Consider the following 25,157-nt stretch of genomic DNA (forward strand, 5'->3'; position numbering starts at 1 on the left):
CAAAAGAAGGTCAGTTCTGGTTACTGCAGTTATCGGAAAGCTTGCGATAGTCCAGCGCCTGCTTGTGGCCTGCCGAATCCAGGTAGGTCATCTGGGCGTTGACCACACCGCAGGCCGGGTTGGCGTCTTCGCTAAGGGACAGCACCTTCTGGATGTCCAGGTGGGTGCCGTAGGTGTAGGTCTGCGCCTGAACGTTGCTTTCGGCCCGGGCCGACAGCGTGCAAATGTTCAGAGCAGCAAAAAGACAGGCGGCGTAAATGGCTTGGCGGTTCATGGGAGCTCCTCGATTCAATGGGGTTTATCTGCCGAGGCCTGCTGTATTGCCTCGATGGGCGCCATTGAATGCCGCCCAGGTATCACGCCTGTATCGAGCCAGGTGGCTTTTTGCATCGCTGTGTATCCGTCGCGCACCAGATACACTGCAATACAAACCGCCGCGAGCCGTGCCGGCCGGCGCCTGTAGACTGATCACAACGAAACGCCGAGGAGCTGGGCACCATGGATCATGTCGATCACGTGTTGATAGTGGATGACGACCGCGAGATCAGAGAGCTGGTTGGCAACTACCTGAAAAAGAACGGCCTGCGCACCACTGTTGTTGCCGATGGCCGGCAAATGCGCGCCTTCCTGGAAACCACCCCGGTGGACCTGATCGTGCTGGACATCATGATGCCCGGCGACGACGGCCTGGTGCTGTGCCGGGAGCTGCGTGCCGGCAAGCACAAGGCCACACCGGTACTGATGCTCACCGCGCGCAACGACGAAACCGACCGCATCATCGGCCTGGAAATGGGCGCCGACGATTACCTGGTCAAGCCCTTCGCCGCCCGTGAACTGCTGGCGCGCATCAATGCCGTGCTGCGTCGCACCCGCATGCTACCGCCCAACCTGGTGGTCACCGAAAGCGGGCGCCTGCTGGCGTTCGGACGCTGGCGCCTGGACACCACCGCCCGCCACCTGCTGGACACCGACGGCACCATGGTTGCCTTGAGCGGCGCCGAATATCGCTTGTTGCGGGTATTCCTCGACCATCCACAACGGGTGCTCAACCGCGACCAGTTGCTTAACCTGACCCAGGGCCGGGACGCCGACCTGTTCGATCGCTCCATCGACCTGCTGGTCAGCCGTCTGCGCCAGCGCCTGCTGGATGATGCCCGGGAGCCGGCCTACATCAAGACCGTGCGCAGCGAAGGCTACGTGTTCTCGCTGCCGGTGGAGATCCTCGAGGCCTCGGTATGAGCCTGCCGCAGCCCTGGCCGCGTACGCTGACCTCGAGGCTGTCGCTGATCTTCCTGATCGGCCTGATCCTGGCCCAGGGGCTGTCCTTCGGCGTCCAGTACTACGAGCGTTACCAGAGCGCCAAGTCGACCATGCTCGGCAACCTGGAAACCGACGTCTCGACCTCCGTCGCCATTCTTGACCGCCTGCCTGTCGCCGAACGCCGAGCCTGGCTGCCGACACTCGCCCGTCGCAACTATGGCTACCGGCTCGACGAAGGCCAGCCCGGCCAACCGATGGATCTTGCCGACGCGCCGATCTCGGTCAGTTCGATCCAGGAAGCCATCGGCCAGGCCTATGGGCTGACGTTCAAGCAGATTCCCGGGCCGAAAATGCACTATCAGGCGCACCTGCGCCTGGGGGACGGCAGCCCGCTGACCATCGACGTACGCCCGGCGATGACGCCCCTCTCCCCCTGGCTCCCGGTGGTGTTGCTGGGGCAGTTGGCGCTGTTGATCGGCTGCACCTGGCTGGCCGTACGCCTCGCCGTCGGCCCACTGACCCGGCTGGCCCAGGCGGTGGAAACCCTCGACCCGAACGCCCACAGCGTACGCCTGGACGAGAAAGGCCCGAGCGAAGTGGTGCATGCCGCCAAAGCGTTCAATGCCATGCAGGACCGCATCGCGGCCTACCTCAAGGAGCGCATGCAGTTGCTGGCGGCGATTTCCCACGACTTGCAGACCCCCATCACGCGCATGAAGCTGCGCGCCGAATTCATGGACGAGGGGATCGAGAAGGACAAGCTGTGGAGCGACTTGAGTGAAATGGAGCACCTGGTGCGTGAAGGCGTGGCCTATGCCCGCAGCATCCACGGCGCCACCGAGGCCAGTTGCCGGATCAGCCTGGATGCGTTCCTCGACAGCCTGGCGTTCGACTACCAGGACACGGGCAAGGACGTGCAATTGTCCGGAAAAAACGCCGCCATCATCGACACCCGCCCCCATGCCCTGCGGCGGGTGCTGGTCAATTTGGTGGACAACGCCTTGAAGTTTGGCGGCGCGGCGCAGATCCACGTGCAGCTGGCCGACCACGGGCAATTGGCGATTCAGGTACTGGACCGCGGTCCCGGGATCAACGAGCAGGAACTGGCCGAAGTGCTCAAGCCGTTTTATCGGGTGGAAAGCTCACGCAACCGGGAAACCGGCGGCACCGGCCTGGGCTTGGCCATTGCCCAGCAACTGGCGATCGCCATGGGCGGCTCACTGACCCTGAGCAACCGCGACGGCGGCGGCCTGTGCGCCGAGTTGCGCCTGGCATTCGCAAGCTGACACGGCCTCTGTGGGAGCTTGCTTGCTCGCGATGGCGGTGTGTCTGCCAGCATCTGTTCAACTGACCCACAGGGGTTTGGCATCCGGTTGGGATGCGGTTTTGTATACCTGTGTGTCTGCCGCTGATCGGCATACACACACTTGCACAATCGTGCGTTGCGGACACACTCCGCTGACACCTGTTTGAAAGACTCCCCCGTGTTCCCGGCTGCTGTCACGACCGGGCCTCACCCTCCACGGAGCCTTTACATGCCTATCGCAACTGCATCCCCCTTTCGTTATCAGGGCTGGTCGCTGTTCAGCCTGCTCGCCGCCTTGGTGCTGTTGATGACCGGGTTGATCCTGGTGCTCAACCCGGACCTGACCGAAGGCGTGCGCAGTGCCATTCGCGCCACAGCGCGCTCGTCCTTTATCTTGTTCCTGCTGGCCTTTACCGCCTCGGCATTCGCGGTGCTGGTGCCCTCGCCCCTGAGCCGGTCGCTGGTGCGCGAACGGCGCTTCATCGGGCTGGCCTTTGCGTTTTCCCATCTGGTCCATGCCGTGCTGATCTACAGCTACGGCCAGCTCAATCCCGAGTTCTGGCCCGGCCGCACTCCCCTTGGCAACGTGCCTGGCACCGTGGGTTACGTGTTCATCCTGCTGCTGGCGCTGACCTCGTTCAAAAACACCACGCGCCTGATCGGTTTCAAGGCCTGGAAGCGCCTGCATGTCACCGGCATGTGGGTACTGGCGGCGATCTTTGCCTATTCCAATTTCAAACGCATCCCCATGAGCGCCTGGTATGTGCTGCCCTTCGGCCTGATCTGCGCCGCCACCGCCATCCGTCTGGTGGGCAAGCTGGCCCAGGCCACCCAGCGACGCCAACGGCCGTAACACGCGGCTTGAGCCCTGGGGAATCGATCATGTATTCAAATGTTTTGAAAACGCTGCGCCTGCATCTCGATGACCAACAAGGGACACGGCAACTTCAAGCTGCTGCTGATCTACCTGGTGACCTTGCTGCCGTTGGTGCGGCAAGGGCTGGGAAGTTGGGCGTGAATGCTGGGCTTCAGACCCGCACATGACGCAGGGCCCCATGTCCGCGAGTCCCTGTGATCACGACTAAGTAAATCAGCCCACCCGCCGATATAAAACAGGTGCGGGTGAAATCGCTTTTTGGCTGATGACTTATTTTTATGACTGAAATTTCTGGCAATGGCTCGACTGTCCTTTCCCCGGGTTCGCCAACCCGAAGTTTCACCCGTCGCACTTTCCCGGCCATCATGCTCCTGCTGTTTGTCATGTCTGCACTGGCGATCGCCGTGCTGCTCAACATCACCGGCGCCCAGGACCGCAGCGCCCGTGAACAGAGCCTGTTTTTCGCCCAGCGGGCCATCGAGGGGATCCGCACGGGTATCGGACGGGACCTGAGTGATTACTCCAAATGGAGCGAAGCCTACCGGCACCTGCATGTCAGCGTCGACAAGGAATGGGCCTACGACCAGGAAAACGTCGGCAGTAGCGTTTTTTCGCTCTATGGCTACCAGGCCGTGTTTGTCATTTCCCCTGCCGGCAAGACCGTCTATTCGGTGATCGATGGACAGATGAGTGACGTCGATGCCGAGACTTGGCTGGCCGGCGACCTGCCAGCGCTGTGGAAAAAGGCCCGCGCCGCACAAAACCACGACGAAGTGGTCGTCGAGATGCTCCATCACGACGACGCCCCTGCGTTTGTGGCCACGTCCGTCATCACTATCGGCACGGATAGCAGCGTGCCCGAAATCCCCGGCCCGCCCAGCCTGATGCTCTTCGTCAAGGTCCTTGATCCCGGAGCCCTGGAAGACCTGGCGCGCGACTTCGCCCTGCCCGACGCTCATATCGCCAGGACTCCCGGCCCAGCCGATACCGCCCAGCTACTGCTCGACGACCTGACCCGGGAGGCCCTGGCCTGGCGACCGCAGACACCGGGCCAGGACCTGCGCAAGATCCTCCTGCCCCTGCTGGTCCTGGCGTTACTGGTGTTGGGGGTTCTGGCGCTGGCCGTTCTGCACCACGCCCTGGCCATGCTCCGCGCCCAGGAACGCCAGTACGCCAGCCTGCTGGCTCACCGCAAGGCATTGGAACGCAGTGAGGAACGTTTCCGCGACATTGCCGAAGTGTCCTCCGACTGGTTGTGGGAGGTCGACTCGACCGGGACGCTGACCTACCTGTCGGAACGCTTCGAACAAGTGACCGGCTTCAGCCCCACGGAGTGGCTGGGTAAACCTCTGCACCGGCTGCTTCACCCCCATGGTGGCTCGATCTCGATTGCCCAATGGCTGCTCGGCGGTGCCAACAGCGTCTCCTCGGCGCCGCTGCTGTGCGAGTACACCGCGCGCAACCAGCGAATCCGTACCTGCAAACTCTCGGTGCGGGCCATCGAAGCTGGCACCCTGGGGTTTCGCGGCACGGCCACTGACATCACCGACGAATTAAGGGCACTGGCCCAGATCAAGCACCTTTCCCTGCATGATCCACTGACCGGGCTGGCCAACCGCAACCGCTTGTTCGATTGCCTGCGCGAACACCTGGACCGATCCGATCGCCCGCCCCTCGCGCTACTGAACCTGGACATGGACCGTTTCAAGCCGGTCAACGACTCCCTCGGGCATGCCGTCGGCGATAAAGTGCTCAAGGAAGTGGCGCATATCCTCCAACAAAACGTGCGCGGCACCGATCTGGTGGCACGTCTGGGCGGTGATGAGTTTGTCATTGTCATGCCCGACCCGGGCGATGTCGGCGATCTCGATCAACTCTGTGAACGGCTGATCGATTGCATGCAACGGCCCATGCACCTGGACGGCAATACCCTGTACCTGGGAGTGAGCATCGGCGTTGCCTGGGCGCAGCCCGCAGACCAACGTGCCGATGAACTGCTGCGCCACGCCGACATCGCCTTGTATGCGGCCAAGGCAGCCGGTCGCAACACCTGGCGCGTGTATGTGGAAGCCATGGGCAACCTGGCCCGCGACCGGCGGCAATACGAACAACAACTGCGCGACGCCATGCAACGGGATCAACTGGAACTGCGCTACTTGCCTCGCTTCGACGTGAGCGCCGAACAACTGCACGGTTTCGAAGCCCAGACCTTCTGGCACCACCCCGAGAAAGGTGAGCTGGGTGGGGCCGACTTCATACCGGTGGCCGAAACCTCGGGCCAGCTTGAAGAACTGGGCACCTGGATACTGATCAATGTCTGTGAAGAGGCCGTCACCTGGCCGAGCGCTGTCAATGTCTCCATCGCGGTTTCACCCCGGTGGTTCAACAGCAGCTTCCTGCTCAACCAGGTGCAGACTGCCCTCGGAGCGAGCGGCCTGGCGCCCCACCGGCTGACCCTGGAAGTGGCCGAAGGGGTCCTGCTGACCGACCACAAGACCGTCGCCTGCACCCTACATGCGCTCAAGGACCTCGGTGTGCGGATCAATATCGACAAGTTCGGCACCAGCATCGCCTCCCTTCGCGAAGTACTGGACCAGCGGTTCGATGGCATCCGCTTCGATCGCAACATCCTCACGCAACTGGGCCTTGAGGACGACAAGGAAGGCGTCCTGGCGATGATCCGATTGAGCCGCAGCGTAGGGCTCATGGTCACCGCCGAAGGCATCGAAAACGCGCGGCAATTCAGCCAACTGCGCAACGTGGCCTGCGACCATGTCCAAGGCCCCTACTTCGGTGCCGCCCTGGCCCGCTCGGAAATGGCCTCGTTCTTCACCACGCCGCGGTGGTTGTAACCCACCTCCCCACCGCTATCGCGAGCAAGCTCGCGATGAGGCCAGCACTGCCAACATCGCCGCAAGCTGAATTCCCCCTACAAACTCAACCGCCCCCGCTCCTCCTCCGTCAGCCGCTGGCGGTTCTGTTCATCCAAAGGAATTAACCGGGGTACCGGCAGGCTGGTTGATCGAAGCGGGTGCGTTGGTCAGGAAAGCGGTCTTGCCGACAGACGTGGCAGAGGCGAAGCGTCGTTGCAGAGTCTCTCAGGCAGGACCGTCCTGGCGCTCGGTCCTGTGCCGATGGCGATGGGGTGAGGCCATGGCTTAGAAATTTGCAGCTTCCGGTGAGAGATAAAAGAAAAAACCTGGGGAGTTGCGGGCTGTTTTCAGGTGTCTTTCTCGGGTGTTCGAGGGCTCTGGACCGTGGGTTCAGGCGGATTTTCAGGAGCACGGCAGGCGCTAGCCGTGGAGGTGGCGGCGCAGGGTTGCCGGGCAGCGGAAGATGACAGAACGAGGAACCCGAGTTTGGCGCGGGCAAGGCTCGGGAGGCGAGGCTATACAGGAAAAAATTAAACGATGACCCCCTACACCTGTAGGGTCGTCAGCTATCGGTTTTCGAAGCTAATGTGTCCACCAATCGTTTCCACCGTGCTTGTGCAGCTGGAATTTTCGTGGCATCCGGGAGCGTCGGATGGAGTCACTAAGGCTAGGAGCCTTTTCATGTCAATGACAAACCGTTTTCGTCTGGTTACTCAGTGCCTAAACAACGCTATTGAAAAAAGGCCGAGGCACTCGGCTATGCCAACTTGATTATGTTCATGTGCAGCCGTTCTCATATGTTTCAGATGCGTACGCTGCATTTTTGGTTGGTACCCGCAATTGATCATCAGCAGATTGTATTTTTCTTTGACACCACAGCAAGGCCTATGGGCTATGTTACGTGGGCATATTTAGCACCGGATGCTGAGCTGCGAATGCTGACGGATCCCAACTTTCTGCTACACCCGTCAGAATGGAATGAAGGGGGGCGGACATGGATAATCGATTTTTGTTTTCCCTCTGGTGGCGCTAAGGATGCCATCAGTACATTAAAAACAATATTTCGAGAGAATGGCATCTCTCAAGTATTTTGGGCACGCAGGAATTTTGACTTCACAACCAAGAAAACCGGACGCCATAGCCTGTCGAAATCATCGAGAGACGGACTATGCGCATCAACGTCATGAAGAAAATAATTGCCATTCCAACTTCATTATTGTTCGGCATTTTTATAGGTGTGATCGCTGATTATTGGGAGGTAAATATATACATCAAATGTTTAATTATTGGATTTGCAGTACATGCATCCTTTCGTTTTTTTGGAATTAACCCAAAAAAAGACCAACACAAGCATAATTGAAAAACATTTATTAATTTAAAGGCAGGACATCGACATGAGAGATCTCACCGAAGAAGAACAACTTGTGATTTTCGGCGCAGGCAACACCGTTGTCTCAGCAGAAACGATAGGAGCGTCAATCGGAGCAGGTGTTGGAAGTAGATTCGGAGACGCAGGCGCCGCAGTGGGTGGCATCGTGGGCGGGGCGGTGGGCAACTTTGTTGGTGGCCTCTCCGACGTCAATCCGATGCCTCGGAGTCTGATTCCTGTCGCAGGAGTGTCCAGCAGGAAGTTTTGGTGGTCTTGGAGCGACCGGAGCGTAGTTCCAGCGTTGACGATTCATTGACCCAACGGGTTGATCTCTATGATCGGCAACAACACCGCCATGACGATCACCAGCACCACCCCGCCCATGACCACGATCATCAGCGGCTCCAGCTGCGCGGTCATGCCCATCGCTCGGCGCTCGATGTCTTGGGTCAGGGTTTGCGCGGCGCGTTCGAGCATCGGTGGCAGGCAGCCGGTTTTCTCGCCGCTGGCGATCAGGTGGATCAGCACCGGCGGGAAGACTTTTCCACCCGTAGCGCCGCCGCCATCGCGAGCCTTGGCCGTGGCCTCGCTAACGCTCTGTCTCAGGCGTTCGTTGGACAGCGTCTGGCGCGTGGCCTCAGGCGCTTGCAGCAACGGCCCCCCTGCTCCGCCGAGAATCACCAGGTTCGAGGCACTGCGCGCGGTGTTGAGGCCCAGTACGAAACGTCCGATCAGCGGCAGGCGCAACACCCGTGCGTGCCAGTTCAACCGCGCCGCCAGTTCAGCGGCCGCCGGTTCCGATCAACAACTCACCGTTGCCCAATGGAAATAAATAGAGACAAACGACAGACCTGCTCCGTGGGAGCAAAGCTTGCTCGCGATCCAGGCGACACGGTCCGCCAGATTCACCTCATCATCGTTCATCGCGGGCAAGCCTTGCTCCCACAGTTGGCTCTCGCGGATCACGCACTGGGGCTCTGGCGAAAACTCACCGCCAGCCGGTTCCAGCTGTTGATGGTGCTGATCGCCAGGGTCAGGTCCACCAGTTCCTCCTCACTGAAACAGGCCCGGGCCTGGGCATAGACGTCGTCCGGCACCTGGCTCTCAGCCAATAGCGTCACCGCCTCGGTCCAGGCCAGGGCGGCGCGTTCGCGGGCCGTGAAAAAGCCGCTGTCGCGCCACACCGCCACCGCGTAGAGCCGTCGCTCGGTCTCGCCCTGGCGTCGTGCCTCCACCGAATGCATGTCGGTGCAGAAGGCGCAGCCATTGAGTTGTGAAGCGCGGATCTTGATCAGGTGCAGCAACGCCGGTTCGATACTCAGGCGGCTGGTCAGGGCTTCCAGGCCGATCATGGCTTTCATCGCCCCAGGCGATGCAGTGTAGTAATCCAGACGCGGGCTCATGGCGGGCTCCGTGGCATTCGAGAGTTTCACGGTAGGCCCTGATGCCAGGCAATGACAGGTCCAATTCGGCGAAAAAACCGGGGACAAGTCCAATCAGCGGGATTTTCCCCACGCAACTTCTACGCAGTCGCACAATGCGGGTAATCTTGCGCCTTTGACGCTGGCCGCCGAACAATCGCCCAGGAGCTTGCGGGTATGGAACTTCATGTTGTCATCAACGGCCGCAAGGACCTGTCGAGCCAGTTGTATCAACAATTGCGCAGCGCCATCGAGAGCGGCCGCCTCGCCGCTGGCACGCAACTGCCGCCCAGCCGCCTGCTGGCCGAGCAACTGGGGGTTTCGCGCAAGACCGTCTCCGACACCTACGCCCAACTGACCTACGAAAACCTGCTCACTGGCATCATCGGCAAAGGCACCTATGTCAACGCACGGCCGGCCAGGATCGTGCGCAAACAGAGCCACCGTGAGCTGGCCGGCGCCGACGTCGTCGAAGCCTGGCGCACCATGCCCGACCTGATGCGCCATCCCACCCTCGAAGGTGCGCTGCGCTACGACTTCATTGGCGGCGCCACCGGCAAGGGCCAGTTTCCGCTGGACGACTGGCGGCGCTGCACGGCCCACGCGCTGCGCCAGATTGCCAGTGCCAAGGGTTTCTACAGCCAGCCCGAAGGCCTGCCGTCCCTGCGCAATGCCATTGCCCGGCACATCGCGTTTTCCCGCGGGGTCAATTGCCAGGATGAAGACGTGGTGGTGTGCAACGGCGCGCAGCAGGCCTTGGACCTGATCTCGCGGGTGTTGACCCGCCCCGGCAGCCTGGTGGCCATGGAAGATCCGGGCTATCCGCCGGCGCGCTTGCTGTTCGGCTCCCAGGGCGCCACGGTGGTCGGAGTACCGGTCGACGAGCAAGGCATGCGCGTCGACCTGATCCCCGACGGCACGCGGTTGATTTATGTGACACCCTCCCACCAGTTTCCGTTGGGCATGCCCATGAGCCACGCCCGCCGCGAGGCCCTGCTGGCACGAGCCTATGAGCTGGGGGCGATCATCATCGAAGACGACTATGACAGTGAGTTCCGCTACGAAGGCCGGCCCGCCGATTCGTTGCAGAGCCTGGATGAGCGAGGGATCGTCGCTTACGTCGGCACCTTCTCCAAGACCTTATTACCGGAACTGCGGCTCGGCTATGCGATCCTGCCGCCGGCCATTCTTGAAGCGGTGATCCTGGCCAAGCGCCTCACCGACCAGCACACCTCCACCCTGCCCCAGTGGGCGCTGGCGAAGTTCATCGCCGAGGGTTGCCTGCTCAAGCACATCCGCCGCTGTCACACCCTGTATGCAGGTCGTCGCGAGCGAATCCTGGCACGCATGGCCGGGGATTTGTCGCCCTGGTTCGAGGCCGTGCCCACCACCGCGGGCTTTCATATGGCGGTGTTGTGCAAGGTCCCGGTGGACTTGGCGCTGGTGATCGAACTGGCAAAAAAAGCCGAAGTCGGGCTCTACAGCCTCGATGGTTTTTTCAATGAGGTACCCGTGCGGCCCGGCCTGTTCTTCGGTTTCGGTGCGATCGAAACCCTGGACATCGACATCGCCCTGGACCGCTTGCGCGACATTCTGCAACAAGTGGTCTGAGGGATTGGACTGGGCATTTATCCGCCCATTGGCTGTTTGAGCCTCGCCCCGCCGGGCCTATCCTGCACGGGTGTGATTGATATTGAGCAACCCCCTGCGACTTGATTGAGGAGCCTGAACAATGTCCCGCCAAGTGATCAATACCGTACAGGTGCAAGCCGCCGCCGGTCGCTCGGAAGAACTGGGCCGGCAATTGCAGCAAATCGTCGAGACCCTGCGTGCCCAGCCAGGCTGCGATGCCTACCTGGTCGACCGTTGCCCGGACGATGGCGACCGCTGGAGCGTCAGCGCCCGCTGGCAGTCGGAAGCGGCCATGCAGGCCCACTTCAACTGCCCGCAAGTGCAAGGCTTCATCAGCCTGATCGACAACCGCCTGGCGCGCAGCGTCGATTTCAACAGCTGACACCCCGCGCCTGTAGGCGCAGCCGAGTGCAACGAGGCTGCGATCTTGCCCAATCCAATTGAGTCTCAAGCGAAAGATCAAAAGATCAAAAGATCGCAGCCTTCGGCAGCTCCTACAGGGGGTACCTTTCAAGTTTGGTGGATCGCGGCATTGGTCTACCCACCTTCCGAAAGATTGGACGTTTGCTTGCCCCACCGTGGGGTTTAGGGTGAATCCATCGCTGCGACAGCACGAAATCACTCGAAACCACAGGTCATTCCTTCATGAAAACACTTTGTCTGATCGCCGCCCTCGGCCTACTGCCCATTACTCAGACCTACGCTCACGAAGCCGCGCCTTCGGAGAAGGTCACGGTGTTACAGGAGCAATTGCTGAAAAACGTTCCAGGTAAAAAAGCCAAGATGCTGACCGTCAGCTACGCCCCCGGCCAAGCGTCCATTGCCCATAAGCATGAGGGCACAGCCATGGCCTACGTACTGGAAGGTGCCATCACTTCCCAGGTCAAGGGTGAGTCGGCGAAGACCTACAAGGCTGGAGAGTTCTGGTATGAAGCGGCGGGTTCCGAACACTTGCTCTCGAAAAACGCCAGCGCGAGCCAGCCGGCGAAGCTGCTGGTGTTCATGGTGATGGGTGAGGATGAAGCGGTGTTGATACCGCTGAAAAACTGAGCCGCCGAGACGCAGTCCCCCTTGTGGGAGCAAAAAAAAACCCCGCATCTCTCAATGCGGGGCTTTTTCATTCAACGCTGGATCAGTTGGCCGTCACGACCGCCTGACCGCTCAACGCCAGGTCCAACAGTTCGCGGTTGGCAACCGCGTACATGGCGTAGTCGGTGCCGCTGGCGGCACGGATGTCCACCAGCATGGCGCGCCAGCGCTCGACCATTTCGTGATGCTGCTCAAGCCACAGCGCCAGGCGGGTTTCCACGTCCTGGGTAGCGTCGCCGTCCTGCAGAACCGAGATGGTGATCGCCCGTTGCTGCCAGTCGATGTCATCGCGGAACGCTTCACGGGCCAGTGCCTGCCAGTTGTTTTCCACCGGCAGTGCGCTGATCTGTTGCAGGTACCAGGTGATGTCCAGGGCGCTGCCCACCGCGAAGTAGGCCTTGGCCACATCGGCGGCGTTCTGGCCGGTGACGTCGGACGCCTCGATGATCGGCAGCAAGGTGTACAGGTGCGTGGTACCGGCAACCATGCGCGCCAGCAACTCCGGCACACCGGCGGCCACGTAGGCCTGGTAGCGGGTCTGCCAGCCTTCGCGGGTCGGGCCTTCCAGCAGTTCGTCGAGCTTGAGGCCCAACGCGGCCAGGTGCGGACCGAAGTGAGCGACATCACGAGCAGCGTTCTGCTCGTTGCGGCGGCTGCGCAGGAACCAGCGCGTAGCACGACGACCCAAGCGCATCAGCTCGTCCATCAGCTCCAGTTGCACGTCGGCCGAGACCTGGTGGTCCAGGGCTTCGATCTGACGGAACCAGTGCGGGAGGTGGAAGATGTCGCGCACGATCACATAAGCGCCAGCCACGTTCGCCGGGCTCATGCCCGTAGACTCCTTGAGCCGTTGAACGAAGGTGATGCCCATGTGGTTGACCAGGTCGTTGGCGATCTGGGTGCTGACGATCTCGCGCTTCAGGCGATGGCGACGCATGGCCTCGGAGAACTGGTTCACCAGCGTCGGCGGGAACGCCGTCTCCATGTCACGGGTCAGGTAATCGTCGTCCGGTACCAGGGAGTTGAGCAGCGCTTCCTTGAGGTCGATCTTGCTGTAGGAGATCAACACCGACAGTTCGGCACGGGTCAGGCCATGGCCCGCCGCGACACGCTCGTTGATCGCCTCTTCAGCCGGCAGGAACTCGATGGCGCGATCCAGCTTGCCGCGGCCTTCCAGATCGTTCATCAGGCGCTTGTATTCGGCGATCCGCACGAAGGCACGACGCGCAGCCAGGGACAGGGCCTGCGTCTGCTTGTAGTTGTTGCCCAAGACCAGGCCACCGACTTCGTCGGTCATGCTCGCCAGCAACTGGTTGCGTTGCTTGTCGGTCATGTCGCCGGCCTGCACCACTTCGTTGAGCAGGATCTTGATGTTCACTTCGTGGTCGGAGCAGTCCACGCCACCGGCGTTGTCGATGAAGTCGGTGTTGGAACCGCCGCCATTGAGGCCGAACTCGACGCGACCCAGTTGGGTCATGCCCAGGTTGCCGCCCTCGCCCACCACCTTGCAGCGCAGTTCGTTGCCGTTCACGCGCAGTGCATCGTTGGCCTTGTCGCCGACATCGGCGTGGCTTTCAGTGCTGGCCTTGACGTAGGTGCCGATACCGCCGTTCCACAACAGGTCCACTGGCGCCTTGAGCAAGGCATTGAGCAGCTCGGTCGGGGTCAGCTTGTCGGCCTGGATGTCGAAGCGTTCTTTCATCTGTGGCGAGATGGCGATGCTCTTCGCGCTGCGCGAGAAGATGCCGCCACCCTCGGACATGATGCTCGCGTCGTAGTCGGTCCAGGCCGAACGCGGCAGGTCGAACAGGCGCTTGCGCTCGGCAAAGCTGCTGGCAGGCTCCGGGTTCGGGTCGATGAAAATGTGCAGGTGGTTGAAGGCCGCGACCAGTTGCAGCGTCTCGGACATCAACAGGCCGTTGCCGAACACGTCACCGGCCATGTCGCCGACGCCCACCACGGTGATGCTGTCTTCCTGGACATTGATGTCGCGCTCGCGGAAGTGGCGCTGCACGCCGACCCACGCGCCCTTGGCGGTAATGCCCATCTTCTTGTGGTCGTAGCCCGCCGAACCGCCGGAGGCGAACGCATCGCCCAGCCAGAAGCCGTAGTCGATGGCGATGCCGTTGGCGATGTCGGAGAAAGTCGCAGTGCCCTTGTCCGCCGCCACGACCAGGTACGGGTCATCGTCGTCATGACGCACGACGTTGGCCGGCGGTACCAAGGCGCCGTCCTTGAGGTTGTCGGTGATGTCCAACAGGCCCGAGATGAAGATACGGTAGCAGGCGACGCCCTCGGCCGCGATCTCGTCCCGGCTGCCGCCCAACGGCAGGCGACGTGGCAGGAAACCACCCTTGGCGCCCACCGGCACGATCACCGAGTTCTTCACTTGCTGGGCTTTTACCAGGCCAAGCACTTCGGTGCGGTAGTCTTCTTCACGGTCGGACCAGCGCAGGCCGCCGCGAGCAACGTTGCCGAAGCGCAGGTGCACGCCTTCGACCCGTGGCGAGTAGACGAAAATCTCGAACTTGGGCACCGGCTTGGGCAGTTCCGGGATCAGGTGCGGGTTGAACTTGAAGCTGAAGTAGGACTTGTTCTGGCCGTTGGCGTCGGTCTGGTAGAAGTTGGTCCGCAGGGTGGCCTTGATCAGGTCCAGGTAGCGACGCAGGATACGGTCTTCGTTGAGCACCTGGACGTCGTCCAGGGCCGAGAGAATCGCTTGCTCCAGGCGCAGCTGCTTGTCTTCCAGGTCATCGCCGCTGAGTTTGCGCGCCAGGTAGAAACGGGTCTTGAACAGCCGGGTCAACTCGCGAGCGATGTCGGTGTGGTTGTTCAGGGTGCTGGCGATGTAACCCAGGTCGAAGCCCAGGCGGATCTGCTTCAGGTAACGGGCGTAGGCACGCAGCAGCGCCACGTCGCGCCATGGCAGGCCGGCGGTCAGCACCAGGCGGTTGAACGCATCGTTTTCGGCATCGCCACGCACGATGTGGACGAAGGCGTCCTGCAAGGTGTCGTTGAGTTGCTGGATATCCAGTTCCAGGCCTTCGGCGGCGGTGAACGCGAAATCATGAATCCAGAACTCGCGGCCATTGGTGTGGCGCAGGCGGTACGGGAATTCACCCAACACGCGCAGGCCAAGGTTTTCCAGGATCGGCAACACGTCGGACAGCGCCAGTGGCGTATCGGCGTGATACAGCTTGCAGTGCAGCTCACGCTGGCCGGAGACCTGGCCCAGCGGCTGGTAGAAGCTCATGACCAGCGGATTTTTTTCGTTCAGGCTCAGCAGGTGCTGCATGTCGACCACGGCCGAGTGCGCAGCAAAGCGTTCGCGGTAGCCGGCCGGGAAACCTTTCGGGAAATCCGACAGCACGTTGGTGCCCTGGGCTTCGCCGAAGCTCTCTACGACGAGGCTGGCGTAGTCGTCCTTCCAGCTGCGGCAGGCCTGCACGACTTCTTTTTCCAGCAGCAACGGGTCGATGTCGATGCGGTTCTTCGGGTCCACCCGCAGGATCAACTGCACACGGGCCAGTACGGATTCGGAGAAGAAGGTCCAGAACTCGCAGTCCGAAGCCTTCAGACGATCCATCAGCACTTGCTGGATCTTCTGGCGCACTTCAGTGGAATAGATATCACGTGGCACGTAGGCCAGGCAGTAGCAGAAACGGCCATACGGGTCTTTGCGCAGGAACACGCGGATCTTGTTGCGTTCCTGGATCTGCACGATGGACATGACGGTGCTGAACAGCTCGTCCACCGGGGTCTGGAACAGGTCGTCACGGGGCAGCACTTCGACCACCTGAGCCAGTTCCTTGCCCAGGTGCGCCTTGGCCTGGAAGCCCGAGCGACGCTCGATTTCCGCGACCTTGCGGCGGATGTACGGAATGACCCGCACGCTCTCGCCATACACCGAAGAGGTGTACAGGCCCATGAAGCGGCATTCCTTGATGACCTTGCCGTCGGCGTCGATTTCGCGGATCGACACATAGTCCGGGTAGGCCGGACGGTGCACGCGGCTCGGGTGCGCAGCCTTGGCGAACGACAACGGGGTCGGTTCGCGCAGGTAATTGACGGCGTAGTCTTCGATACGCAGGTCTTCGGCGGTCAGGCCGGCGCGCAGCAATTTAGTCAGGCCCAGGAACGAATCAGGGTTGTATTCGATGTGGCCACCATCGGCCTCATCGCGAACCACGAACTCTTCGTAGCCCAGGAAAGTGAAGTGGTTACCCACCAGCCATTCCAGGAAGCTCTTGATCTCGCTCTTTTCATCAGCGTCGATGGCGTAAGCGCTGCTGTCCAGGTTGTCGAGAATTTCCTGGACCTTGGTTTTCATCGGTTCGAAGTCAGCCACGGCCACGCGCACTTCGTCCAGCACTTGCTCAAGTTCCTTGCTCAGAACGTTGAGCTCGGCGGCGTTGGCGCAGCGGTCGATCTCCAGGTACATCAACGACTCTTGCAGGATGCCGTCGCCCTGGGTGCCTTTTGGCAGGACTTCCAGCAACTCGCCCTTGCTGCCGCGACGCACGCTCAGCACGGTGGTTTGCAGGGTATGGATGCTGTAGCCACGACGGTTCAGCTCGGTGCGGACCGAATCCACCAGGAACGGCAGGTCGTGGTGCAGCACTTCCACTGCCGTATGGGTCGACTGCCAGCCGTGGCGTTCGTAATCGGGGTTGTAGACGCGCACCTGCGGTTGCGTGTGTTCGAAGCGCTCAAGCAGGCGCCAGGCAGACAGGGTGCAGCCGGCAAGGTCGGACAACCGGCGCTGGGTAAGTTCATCGAGGGAAATGATGCCGAAGAATTGTTCAGCGAACAGCGCCACTTGTGGCAGTGCCTGTTCACTGATGTGCTGCGCCAGTGCCGCTTGCAGTTGGTGCTGGAAGTCGGCTTTGCTGGCTGCGGTGAAGAACGCCATCTGTGGTACTCCGCTTGGGCTTGTTATTGATTGAAGCGCGCGTGCAACCCCTGCGGGGCTGTCGGCCATCCTGTTCCTGATTCTCGGGCAGAGGAAACAGGATGACAGGTGGATGAAGCTGGACAGGCCCCGCAGGTCACATACTTTTCCATGTAATTTCATGTCATGGACACCTGCAAAAACCACCCTGGGGTGGCCTTTGCAGGTGCACATCCGTTGCGCAGCTTAACGAGTGCGACAATATGCCTGCTTGCAGCGCTGCGACATATTCGGTCATCGGCAAGCTAAACCGGCCCGAGTTCATCGAACAACCCTAGCAGCCCGGGGGCGAAACGGCACCTGGTAGTGTGAAACCGCAGCCCGATTGCGGTAATCCAGCGCAAAGTCCTCCAGACTGGCAAAATCCACTTTTTTTCGGCTCTTCGAGCCAGGAGCCAACACCATGCAAATGACCACCGCCCTGCTGATCGCCACCCCATGTGACGACGAAGAAGACAACCTGGCCATGATCTGCTGCCACAGCGCCCAGGGCGAGATGTTCCTGATGACCCGCTACCCCGACGAAGACGAACTGGAAATCACCCTCGATGGCGAGCCTTCGACGCTGGAGGGCGTGAAGGTCACCCTCAGCCCTACCCTGCTGAAAATCGAAATCGCCGCAGCGGATGCCGATGCGTTGAACGGCGACGACACGCTGGAGATCGTCCACGACACCGATGCGGCGGACCTGGCGCAAGTGGAACTGACGTTGCAGAACATCCTCAAGGGGACGGGGACCTATATAAGCCAACTGTAAAACCCGGACACGAACACGTTCCCGCTCGACAGCGCCTACACAGCTACAGACCAGCGGGAGCAAGCTCCCTCGCCACAGGATCAGTGCATCAGCCGTTATTCGTCTTGCTGCACGAGATTGCCATCGGCGTCATAGACCAGGTACTCGTCATCGTTATTCGGGTCCCTCACGTAGTAACGGGCCTCATTGCCGTTATCCGGCACCTTCATGCTGGTGTAGGCGCCCAGTTCCTTGGTCACCTTGTTGTTCTGACTGATCAAGACCAACCCGGAACCACCACCGGCCCGAATGGCCGCGGCGTAACGGGTCTGGAACGCGTTGATCTGGTTGTACTCCAGCGGCACCTGCAACCTGCCCGCAAGGTCGATGGCACCGTAGTTGCCATCGCGTCCGACCACCGCCATGCCGTTGGAAAATGGTTGCACCTCGTCATACGGTAACGTGATGGGTAGCCGCGTCCCCTGGCGATTGATAAAAGCAAACTTCCGGCTTTTAGCGTCCTGCACCAACAGCGGTTGCCGCCCCACAAACCGGCCTATCACGTTGTCACCCTGCCGGTTGATCCGTTTACCTTGCAGGTCGAATACGTCCTGGCGACGCCGATCGGCGGAGCTGGCGTAGAGCAACCCCTCGCTGTGCTCGATGCCTGAGAATTGCGTCGACAGGATTTCCTTGCCATCCAAGGTATAGGCGCCGTACAGCCCCTCCGTGACATCGGTTCGCTTGCCCAGACGGGCGATGAACAGGTTGTCGGTCACGGTGGGGTTGACGAACTTCATCGGCAAGACGAAACGATGACGCTTGGCATCGTAGAGCCCATAAGGGCCGTTGGTTTCACGCTCCACCAACAGCAGGCCATTGCTCAACGCCTCGGCGATGTGTTCGAACGGCAGGTCCACAAGCTGGTGGCTACCGGCAGGAAAATAGGCGAGCTGGCTGCGCAATGCCTGCCAGCCCGAGTCCGGGTCGCTGGATTTTTCCGGGAAAAAAAACGTGTAGGTATCGGCCAGCTGGCTATCTTGCACCTGCACCCAACGGGGCTTGATCAACCACTGGCCGGCCTGATCGATGAAGCCGTAGCGCTCGGCGTTCCGGTCCAGAGCGATGTAACGCGTCTGCTCCGCCAGGACGTTGTCGACCTGGGCGAACTCAACGGTGCTGTCTTCCATCGGATCGAGCACATGAATGAGGATACGTTGCGGGGTGGCCTCGAAGTGGTAGTCGACCTCGGTGTTTTTCAACGGCCCCACCTGAGCGGCCAGCGCCTGGGTCAGGCGCTCCAACTGCTGCTGTACCGCCTGGCCGGTCTTGAGCTGCTTAAGATCACCCTTGGTCTGCAGCAGCGCTCTGTAGTAGTCATGCAGCGCCGCGATATCGCCTTCGGAGGGGAACGCGCGGGAATTGTTACCGTTGCTGTAGAGCGCCTTGCCCGCGTCGTCCAGCCCCTGCACCACGAAGGTCGACATTTTCGGTGTACTCAGCCGCACAGAGGCGCTGGCGTCACCCAGGACGGTGAGCTGGAAAGACTGGCCGTCGTCCAGGGTCACCTGCGGGTGATCCTTGTCCAGGACTACTTTCCTGAACGCCGGATAACTGCGGTAGGAGACCGTCAGGCCGAGACTTGCTAGAGGTTTGTTCGCCGTAAGTGCGAAGGCGTCTTGGGAGGAGATCGTGTCGTCGGACTCGACCTTGGGCGGCGCCTTGAGCTCGGCGAAGGTTTGCTCGCTGCCATCGCGAAACCGCAGGCGTTGCGGCAAGTACTGCTCGGCCACCGGCTCATCCGGCGTCGCGGCGCGCTTCCAGAGCGGATCAAGGCTGCTGGTGTCGAGCCTCACTTCAGAACCGTCGGCGAATAGCCTCTGGGCAAAACGCAGGCCCTGGACCGACGCCAGTTCAGCCTTCAGTTGCGCACTGGTGAACGGGACAAACAGCGGCTCGTACTGCAACGGCTGCTCGTCGGCAGACTCACTCGTCTCAATACTCAGGCTCAATTGCACGTCATTGAGCAGCTCCAGGGACCTGAGGGTTTCACCAGTGTCCTGAATCAGGTAATTGAGGCGTTTCTCCACCTCGGGCAATGCCAACGTGCCGATGTCTTCCATGCCCCCTTCGTTCAGTTGCTCGGCGACGAAACCTTCATCCGCCGGCGCGCCGCTGTGGCGAAACAGGTAATAGGATGCACAACCCACCACCAACAAGGTCACACTCAGTATCGACAGCAATCTCAGGCGAGGCTGGGTAAAGTTCATGGAGGCATCGGCAGTCAAGGGGCTGGGAGAGGTTGGCAGCTAACCACACGGCTTGGCGCGCTGCAAATCGGCTGGGTGGCGCCGATTTGGCTCTTCGTGCCCTCACCATAGAGGCAATGCTGTCCACTCAAGGTGGCGAGGCCACACGTCGGCTCTGCCATCCACTAGATGCGGGAAGCGATGGCAACCCTGTTCATTTAGATGTGCACGCAACACAACCTTTCCGGGCAACCCCGCCTTAGAACACCGCTGTAACCTTGCCAGACTATCCTTTTGATCCTTTCTTAAAATGATATAAACATCCCAAACGGAGAAAACAGTAGAGAGCAACCACACTTTCAACAAAGCAGCTACATTCCTACACCCCCCTCCTACTCAACGACAAGAACGAACCTACGTCAGCCTAGGAAGTCGCGCAATAGCCTTCACCTCACCCCAATGTTATTAATTAATCACTTGCGAACAAACGCAAGTTGGGCGCTCGCGTCGCGACGCCCATTAACTACATTGGAGTAAATCGACATGGGTAGGAAACGCTCTGAAATCAATCATACCTTTTTTGGCCTGCCGCAGGCTTTAGGCCTTTCTAAAGGCCTCCTCGCAACGGAAGCCGATTTTTTCGCGTCGCTGACCAATTAAGCCAGTGACCGATTAAATATCGGCGAACAGATGCCGAAAGGATCTCCTTTCGGCATCCTTTAATGGAGATCCATATGTCAGAACGAGAACTATCACCCACCGAAGCGCTATTCAATATCATGTCCACGCTCCATACACTGGGCCTCAGTGCAATAACACGGTATACGACACCATCCAAGCTAGTAGCAACGGCCGAACTATTTGATGACAATGACAACCTCGTTGAATCGGGCGCTGGCAAGGGACCAGATTCACTAATAGGCGCACTGGCAGAAAGCATTGAGCACTTCAGCACATTTCAGCCTCTTACTGATACTCCCATACGATACCGATCCGACAAGATAGCTACTCAAAAAGCAGTTACAGAAGATGGGATTTTTACCAGCCTGCCTCACACCAAACAATTAATAGAATGCTTTAGGCTTACCTCGCTCAACAACAATGAAGAACTATTCGCACCGTGCGTCCTTCTACGTCCTGAAACGACGCAAAACATCCACGAAAATTCGAATTCCGCACTGCGCTTTTTATCTCGCTACTCATCAAACTCAGGAATTGCTTTTGGTTGCACAGAGAACGAAGCACTGTTACATGGTATCCACGAAACAATCGAGAGGCATATCCTGTCTCTTTTCTACATGACTGTCTGTGGCCTCGGTCCGGCAATGGAACTATACACACCTTCTGCCGCGTTGCTTCAAACAGCACTGAGGAGCCACCCCGCTACCTTGGCGTCAGCGAACAGACTGCAAGTGATCATTATCAAGGACGTGCTATCAGTTTATTTTGCAGTGGCATTTCCCAAAGCGGGCCCTGGAGTTCACCATCTTTCACCCATCGGCTCCGGATGTTCGCTTGAAATCCACACTGCAATCCAAAGGGCAGTTACTGAACAGTTCCAGTCCGAGGACTTATATGATGCCGCTGAAGAATCTATAGATAGAGAAACCTTTGATTTACTGTCTAAATCAAGACACCTGAAACACTTAATTGACTTCGCGCCAGTCATAAGAGCGACACTCCCCATCATTGACATTCCTACACACATCGACCCCATAACAGTTTCCGCACAACTAGAAATACTGCAAAAAAACCTATCAATTAAAGACATGAACATATTCCACCGAACGGTAGCCCGCTTCTCAGGCAACAGCATCGTCACTCAAACTTACATTCCAGGACTTGAGCGTTTCAATATCATTAGAAACGGTCGCTTGGTGGTGCCTCAGTACGTGTTGCGCGGTTGAATTATCAAACACAAAGCAACCAGGAGTGAGTACATGCACAGCATCCGGGCAATGATAAAAAACGCCTATAAAAAACACACCAAACTTCTAGCAATCACTATAGTCACAATCATCGCGCTCAAATTCATCACACTTGCCCCTCCACTGCTACTCGGAACCATCATCGACACCCTGCAAGACAACAGAAATCCAGCATCCAGCACCCTGCTCGCACTGACGACAGGCCTGATTGTCGCGGGGTGCATTCATGCCATCATCACTCCTCTACAGCTCCATGCGCTGTCCAAGCTGGTACAGAGCATTATCATGAACGCTTCCATTGAGTGGATCACCGAACTCATAGGCAAAGAGTTTTCGTTATTCAACTCTTGGAGAATCGGCCATTTCATCAAATCGGTCGAACGCGGTATTACTGCGCACGAACAACTACTCACTTTCATTGTGACCATTGCGCTTCCCGTACTCTTGGAATTCATAGTTGTTGGGGCTGCTTTTATTTACATAGGTGGCGGTGAGATTTTTTTGAGCATGACGGCGTTCGGAATTATCTATCTGGCTGTTACCCATCAAATTATCAAATGGCGGAGAAGGCACATTGATGCAGTCAATGAGCAGGAAGATGAGTTAAGTGCCCACCTCTACAACACCCTCAACGCGGGAAAAACCATAAAACTGGAAAGTGCCATACCCACTGCCCTGCACCCGTTGAACGCGGCGTTCGGACGTTATGCCGACGCTGCTGTGACTACGGCATCCTCTGGCGGCCTGCTGAGCGCCGCCAAGATACTGTTCGTAAGCCTTTCCACTGGGGGATTGCTCTATTGGGGCGTCCTGGACCAGCTTTCGGGGCATCCCAGTATCAGTGTCGGGCAGCTGGTTGCCATTTTTTCAATCGCGGGGAGTTATCTGCTCAGTATTTCAACCTTGACTGAAGGGTATCGTGTTCTTGATCAGTTCCTTGCAGACCAGCGTCAATTTCAGGGTCTGCTATCACTTCCGGATTTCGATCGCAGCAATCGGCTGGCGTGGGTTGATTTCCAGCGGTCCTCAGTTCTGGAACTCGGCCCCTGCGAAGTCGCAGGAACGGGACCGCTTCGCCTGTCGATCAAGCGCCCCCTGGCATTTGCTCAAGGGCAGTCAGTGGCCGTTACGGGGCCTAGCGGCGCAGGCAAAACCACTTTTCTGGAAGTCCTCGCCGGGCTTGATGCATCAAAGCGAGACCAACTGAGTATCGACTCGGTACCGGTCTCACTTTTGTCCGGTCAAGCTCACTTGGACGCCTTGAGATATTGCCCCCAACAACCGCGGTTTCTGGAAGGCTCTTTTGAACAATCGGTTCTGTTCGGAGGCTGCGCATCGCCGATTTTGTCTAGAGCCATACGGCAATTGGAACTGGATGAGATCGTGACAACACGGCAGGTCAGCGAAAATGCATCGAATATCTCCGGAGGCGAAGCCAAACGCCTATCACTGCTGCGCCTGATCAACAAGCCCGGGAAATTCAATATGTTCGACGAGCCAAGCGCATCCATCGAACCTAGGCTGACCACGCCTCTTTGGGACCTGTTATTCAACGTTTTTGCCGGGCAGGGGTTGATATGTGTCACCCATGACGTTGACCACCTGCATCGGTTTGACCGGGTCATTGTGATGCATGACGGGGCAATCGTAGACGATGGTCCGTGGCGGGAGTTGGTCGACAGGCCAGCAATCAGGCTGCTGGTGGATGAGATTCGGATGCAAAAGTAGCGCAAATATGAGGTGCCGGATCTACTACGGTAATCGCGAACAGGCTCGCTCCCACACTGGATCGGTGGCGTGCCTTGCCCTGCATCCACCACCAATCCCTGTGGGAGCTGAGCTTGCTCGCGATAGCGGTGGGTCAGGCTGCATTGAAGTTGAATGCGCCGCAGCCATCGCGAGCAAGCTCGGCTCCCGTACCACCACAGACTTGGATGGCGTTGCGTATGAGGTTAGGCTTGGCCCAATAGACATTTTGCACGTCAACAGGATACAGGCCGGTGATCAAGCCGTTTACCCTGATACATCGTCGTTTCAGCTCCATCCGTTGGCGTACTCGAGTGACGTTGTGGACCGCCGCCACGGCTGCTGGCTTGCTCGTCGTGATGTTCGCCAGGCTGGCAGATCTGGCATTGTCGCAATTCGCGCAGCAAACGGCTGAACGGCCTTGGCTGCCATTCATTTACACCCCTCTGATCGGTATGTTCGTGGTCTGGTTGACCACCCGTTTTTTCAAGGGCTCCCAAGGCAGCGGCATACCCCAGGTGATCGCCGCAACGAAACTGGCCAGACACGGGAAAAGCGTCGACAAGCTGGTTTCACCGCGAATTGCCTTTGGCAAGATCGGCCTGGGTGCGCTTGCACTGACAGGCGGCTTCTCCGCTGGGCGTGAAGGACCATCGGTACAGGTTGCCGCCTCGATCATGCATTTCTTCCACCGCTTTCTGCCCAATGCCCGGATCATTCGCGTAGAGGACTTGATACTGGCCGGTGGCGCCGCCGGTATTGCTGCGGCGTTCAATACTCCTCTGGCGGGTATTGCCTTTGCGGTTGAAGAGCTTGGCCGCAAGCTGGAAACCCGTACCAGCGGCGTATTGCTCAGCACCATTATTCTTTCAGGGATGGTCGCGATCGCCTTACAGGGAAACTACAACTATTTCGGTCATTTCGATGTTAAGGAGGTCGGCCGCGATATGCTTGTCCCGATACTGGTGGCGGGCATCGGCTGCGGCCTGCTGGGTGGGTTATTCAGCCGGATGCTGTTGTGGCCTCAGCGTCATCATCGGTTCGTGCTCTGGGAGTGGCGTCGGGCGCATCCGGTATGGTTCGCCGGGATCTGTGGCGTCATTGTGGCGATACTGGGTTGGCTCAGCGCAGGAACGTCGTTTGGAAGTGGCTACGGGATTACCTCCCAGGTCATCAACCAAGACGTCGGCCTGCCCTGGCATGCACCGATTACCCGTTTCCTCGCGACGATCGTCACTTACTTTTCCGGTATTCCGGGTGGCATCTTCGCGCCCTCCCTGGCGATCGGAGCCGCCGTTGGATCAAACGCTGCCGAACTGTTTGGTCTTGCCCTGCAACCCATTATTGCGTTGTGCATGGTTGGCTTTCTCGCCGCCGTCACACAGTCGCCAATCACCTCCGCAATCATCGTGATGGAGATGATCGATAGCCATGAGTTGGTCATCAGCCTCATGGCCGTGGCGTTAATATCCAAGGCGGCGAGTTCCAGGATGGGGCCAGAGTTGTATCAGCAGTTGGCGCGAGATTTCCTCCATACAGCAGAAAGCGAAACAGCATCGCGCAAACGCAATCCAGCGTAAACAGTGGCGCAAATGTGGCGAACCTGATGAATCCGGTGCCTGGAGGGGTTGCATCATTCGCCGCGGGCCAAGTCACCATCGCAAGCAAGCCCGTCCCACATTGAGTCCAAACCGATCACAAATCCGCACACCAGACAAAA

15 protein-coding genes and 2 pseudogenes are annotated in these 25,157 nt (G+C 59.2%); 12 read left to right on the plus strand and 5 right to left on the minus strand.

All coding sequences use genetic code 11. From position 1 onward, the window contains the following. Positions 1-10: 10 nt before the first annotated feature. Positions 11-274 carry a DUF2790 domain-containing protein gene (locus tag AACY42_RS16500; RefSeq protein ID WP_339480950.1) on the minus strand — a complete coding sequence of 88 codons (264 nt, stop codon included), beginning with the start codon at positions 272-274 and terminating at the stop codon, positions 11-13. Between the two features lie 224 nt (positions 275-498). Between AACY42_RS16500 and AACY42_RS16505 the strand changes: the two genes are divergently transcribed. From AACY42_RS16505 to AACY42_RS28655, 5 genes and pseudogenes are all read left to right on the plus strand, one after another. Further along, on the plus strand, positions 499-1,239 hold the full coding sequence (locus tag AACY42_RS16505; RefSeq protein WP_003202589.1) for a response regulator: 741 nt from the start codon (positions 499-501) through the stop codon (positions 1,237-1,239). Then, on the plus strand, positions 1,236-2,546 hold the full coding sequence (locus AACY42_RS16510; protein WP_339480954.1) for a HAMP domain-containing sensor histidine kinase: 1,311 nt from the start codon (positions 1,236-1,238) through the stop codon (positions 2,544-2,546). Before AACY42_RS16505 ends, AACY42_RS16510 begins: the two co-directional genes overlap by 4 nt. A gap of 249 nt (positions 2,547-2,795) precedes the next feature. Then, positions 2,796-3,419 carry a ferric reductase-like transmembrane domain-containing protein gene (locus tag AACY42_RS16515; protein WP_339480955.1) on the plus strand — a complete coding sequence of 208 codons (624 nt, stop codon included), beginning with the start codon at positions 2,796-2,798 and terminating at the stop codon, positions 3,417-3,419. A gap of 302 nt (positions 3,420-3,721) precedes the next feature. Beyond that, positions 3,722-6,295: a bifunctional diguanylate cyclase/phosphodiesterase gene (locus tag AACY42_RS16520; protein WP_339480957.1), complete on the plus strand. Its 2,574-nt coding sequence runs from the start codon at positions 3,722-3,724 to the stop codon at positions 6,293-6,295. A gap of 782 nt (positions 6,296-7,077) precedes the next feature. After that, positions 7,078-7,503 (plus strand): annotated as a pseudogene (locus AACY42_RS28655) (toxin-activating lysine-acyltransferase); the annotation flags it as partial. A 491-nt stretch (positions 7,504-7,994) separates the two neighbouring features. Here AACY42_RS28655 and AACY42_RS16525 read toward each other — a convergent pair. Both AACY42_RS16525 and AACY42_RS16530 read right to left on the minus strand, forming a co-directional pair. Further along, positions 7,995-8,459: pseudogene (locus AACY42_RS16525) on the minus strand (type II secretion system F family protein); the annotation flags it as partial. Between the two features lie 188 nt (positions 8,460-8,647). After that, positions 8,648-9,088 (minus strand): carboxymuconolactone decarboxylase family protein, encoded by a 441-nt coding sequence (locus tag AACY42_RS16530; RefSeq protein ID WP_212800175.1) that lies wholly within the window; start codon positions 9,086-9,088, stop codon positions 8,648-8,650. A gap of 195 nt (positions 9,089-9,283) precedes the next feature. On the opposite strand from AACY42_RS16530, the gene pdxR reads away from it, so the two are divergent. The 3 genes from pdxR (at position 9,284) to AACY42_RS16545 (ending at position 11,788) form a co-directional block, all read left to right on the plus strand. Continuing rightward, positions 9,284-10,717 carry a MocR-like pyridoxine biosynthesis transcription factor PdxR gene (gene pdxR, locus AACY42_RS16535; protein ID WP_339480960.1) on the plus strand — a complete coding sequence of 478 codons (1,434 nt, stop codon included), beginning with the start codon at positions 9,284-9,286 and terminating at the stop codon, positions 10,715-10,717. Positions 10,718-10,838: 121 nt separating this feature from the next. After that, positions 10,839-11,120, plus strand: coding sequence for an antibiotic biosynthesis monooxygenase family protein (locus AACY42_RS16540; protein WP_339480962.1), 282 nt, complete (start codon positions 10,839-10,841; stop codon positions 11,118-11,120). A gap of 263 nt (positions 11,121-11,383) precedes the next feature. After that, positions 11,384-11,788, plus strand: a complete 405-nt coding sequence (locus AACY42_RS16545) for a cupin domain-containing protein (protein WP_339480964.1) — start codon at positions 11,384-11,386, stop codon at positions 11,786-11,788. A gap of 82 nt (positions 11,789-11,870) precedes the next feature. Here the strand turns inward: AACY42_RS16545 and AACY42_RS16550 are convergent, their stop codons facing one another. After that, entirely contained in the window at positions 11,871-16,739 is a 4,869-nt protein-coding gene (locus tag AACY42_RS16550; protein ID WP_339480965.1) for an NAD-glutamate dehydrogenase, read from the minus strand. Positions 16,740-17,181: 442 nt separating this feature from the next. On the opposite strand from AACY42_RS16550, the gene AACY42_RS16555 reads away from it, so the two are divergent. Beyond that, the gene (locus AACY42_RS16555; RefSeq protein WP_339480966.1) at positions 17,182-17,535 is read left to right on the plus strand and encodes a hypothetical protein; all 354 of its coding nucleotides are present in this window, start codon (positions 17,182-17,184) and stop codon (positions 17,533-17,535) included. A gap of 95 nt (positions 17,536-17,630) precedes the next feature. Here the strand turns inward: AACY42_RS16555 and AACY42_RS16560 are convergent, their stop codons facing one another. Then, positions 17,631-19,784, minus strand: a complete 2,154-nt coding sequence (locus AACY42_RS16560; RefSeq protein WP_339480969.1) for a WG repeat-containing protein — start codon at positions 19,782-19,784, stop codon at positions 17,631-17,633. A 713-nt stretch (positions 19,785-20,497) separates the two neighbouring features. Between AACY42_RS16560 and AACY42_RS16565 the strand changes: the two genes are divergently transcribed. From AACY42_RS16565 to AACY42_RS16575, 3 genes are all read left to right on the plus strand, one after another. Continuing rightward, positions 20,498-21,670 (plus strand): YcaO-like family protein, encoded by a 1,173-nt coding sequence (locus AACY42_RS16565; protein WP_339480971.1) that lies wholly within the window; start codon positions 20,498-20,500, stop codon positions 21,668-21,670. 33 nt (positions 21,671-21,703) lie between these two features. Then, positions 21,704-23,419 (plus strand): ATP-binding cassette domain-containing protein, encoded by a 1,716-nt coding sequence (locus tag AACY42_RS16570; protein ID WP_339480973.1) that lies wholly within the window; start codon positions 21,704-21,706, stop codon positions 23,417-23,419. Between the two features lie 272 nt (positions 23,420-23,691). After that, the gene (locus tag AACY42_RS16575) at positions 23,692-25,017 is read left to right on the plus strand and encodes a chloride channel protein (RefSeq protein WP_339480974.1); all 1,326 of its coding nucleotides are present in this window, start codon (positions 23,692-23,694) and stop codon (positions 25,015-25,017) included. The last annotated feature ends 140 nt before the right edge of the window (positions 25,018-25,157 follow it).

The organism is Pseudomonas sp. RL_5y_Pfl2_73 (assembly GCF_963970515.1).
In the GTDB taxonomy this organism is placed as follows: Bacteria; Pseudomonadota; Gammaproteobacteria; order Pseudomonadales; family Pseudomonadaceae; genus Aquipseudomonas.

Coding starts and splice junctions, on each gene's coding strand:
- AACY42_RS16505 (WP_003202589.1), top strand. CDS start 499: ATGGATCATGTCGATCACGTGTTGATAGTGGATGACGACCGCGAGATC.
- AACY42_RS16540 (WP_339480962.1), top strand. CDS start 10,839: ATGTCCCGCCAAGTGATCAATACCGTACAGGTGCAAGCCGCCGCCGGT.
- pdxR (WP_339480960.1), top strand. CDS start 9,284: ATGGAACTTCATGTTGTCATCAACGGCCGCAAGGACCTGTCGAGCCAG.
- AACY42_RS16565 (WP_339480971.1), top strand. CDS start 20,498: ATGTCAGAACGAGAACTATCACCCACCGAAGCGCTATTCAATATCATG.
- AACY42_RS16570 (WP_339480973.1), top strand. CDS start 21,704: ATGCACAGCATCCGGGCAATGATAAAAAACGCCTATAAAAAACACACC.
- AACY42_RS16510 (WP_339480954.1), top strand. CDS start 1,236: ATGAGCCTGCCGCAGCCCTGGCCGCGTACGCTGACCTCGAGGCTGTCG.
- AACY42_RS16520 (WP_339480957.1), top strand. CDS start 3,722: ATGACTGAAATTTCTGGCAATGGCTCGACTGTCCTTTCCCCGGGTTCG.
- AACY42_RS16560 (WP_339480969.1), bottom strand. CDS start 19,784: ATGAACTTTACCCAGCCTCGCCTGAGATTGCTGTCGATACTGAGTGTG.
- AACY42_RS16550 (WP_339480965.1), bottom strand. CDS start 16,739: ATGGCGTTCTTCACCGCAGCCAGCAAAGCCGACTTCCAGCACCAACTG.
- AACY42_RS16555 (WP_339480966.1), top strand. CDS start 17,182: ATGCAAATGACCACCGCCCTGCTGATCGCCACCCCATGTGACGACGAA.
- AACY42_RS16515 (WP_339480955.1), top strand. CDS start 2,796: ATGCCTATCGCAACTGCATCCCCCTTTCGTTATCAGGGCTGGTCGCTG.
- AACY42_RS16530 (WP_212800175.1), bottom strand. CDS start 9,088: ATGAGCCCGCGTCTGGATTACTACACTGCATCGCCTGGGGCGATGAAA.
- AACY42_RS16545 (WP_339480964.1), top strand. CDS start 11,384: ATGAAAACACTTTGTCTGATCGCCGCCCTCGGCCTACTGCCCATTACT.
- AACY42_RS16500 (WP_339480950.1), bottom strand. CDS start 274: ATGAACCGCCAAGCCATTTACGCCGCCTGTCTTTTTGCTGCTCTGAAC.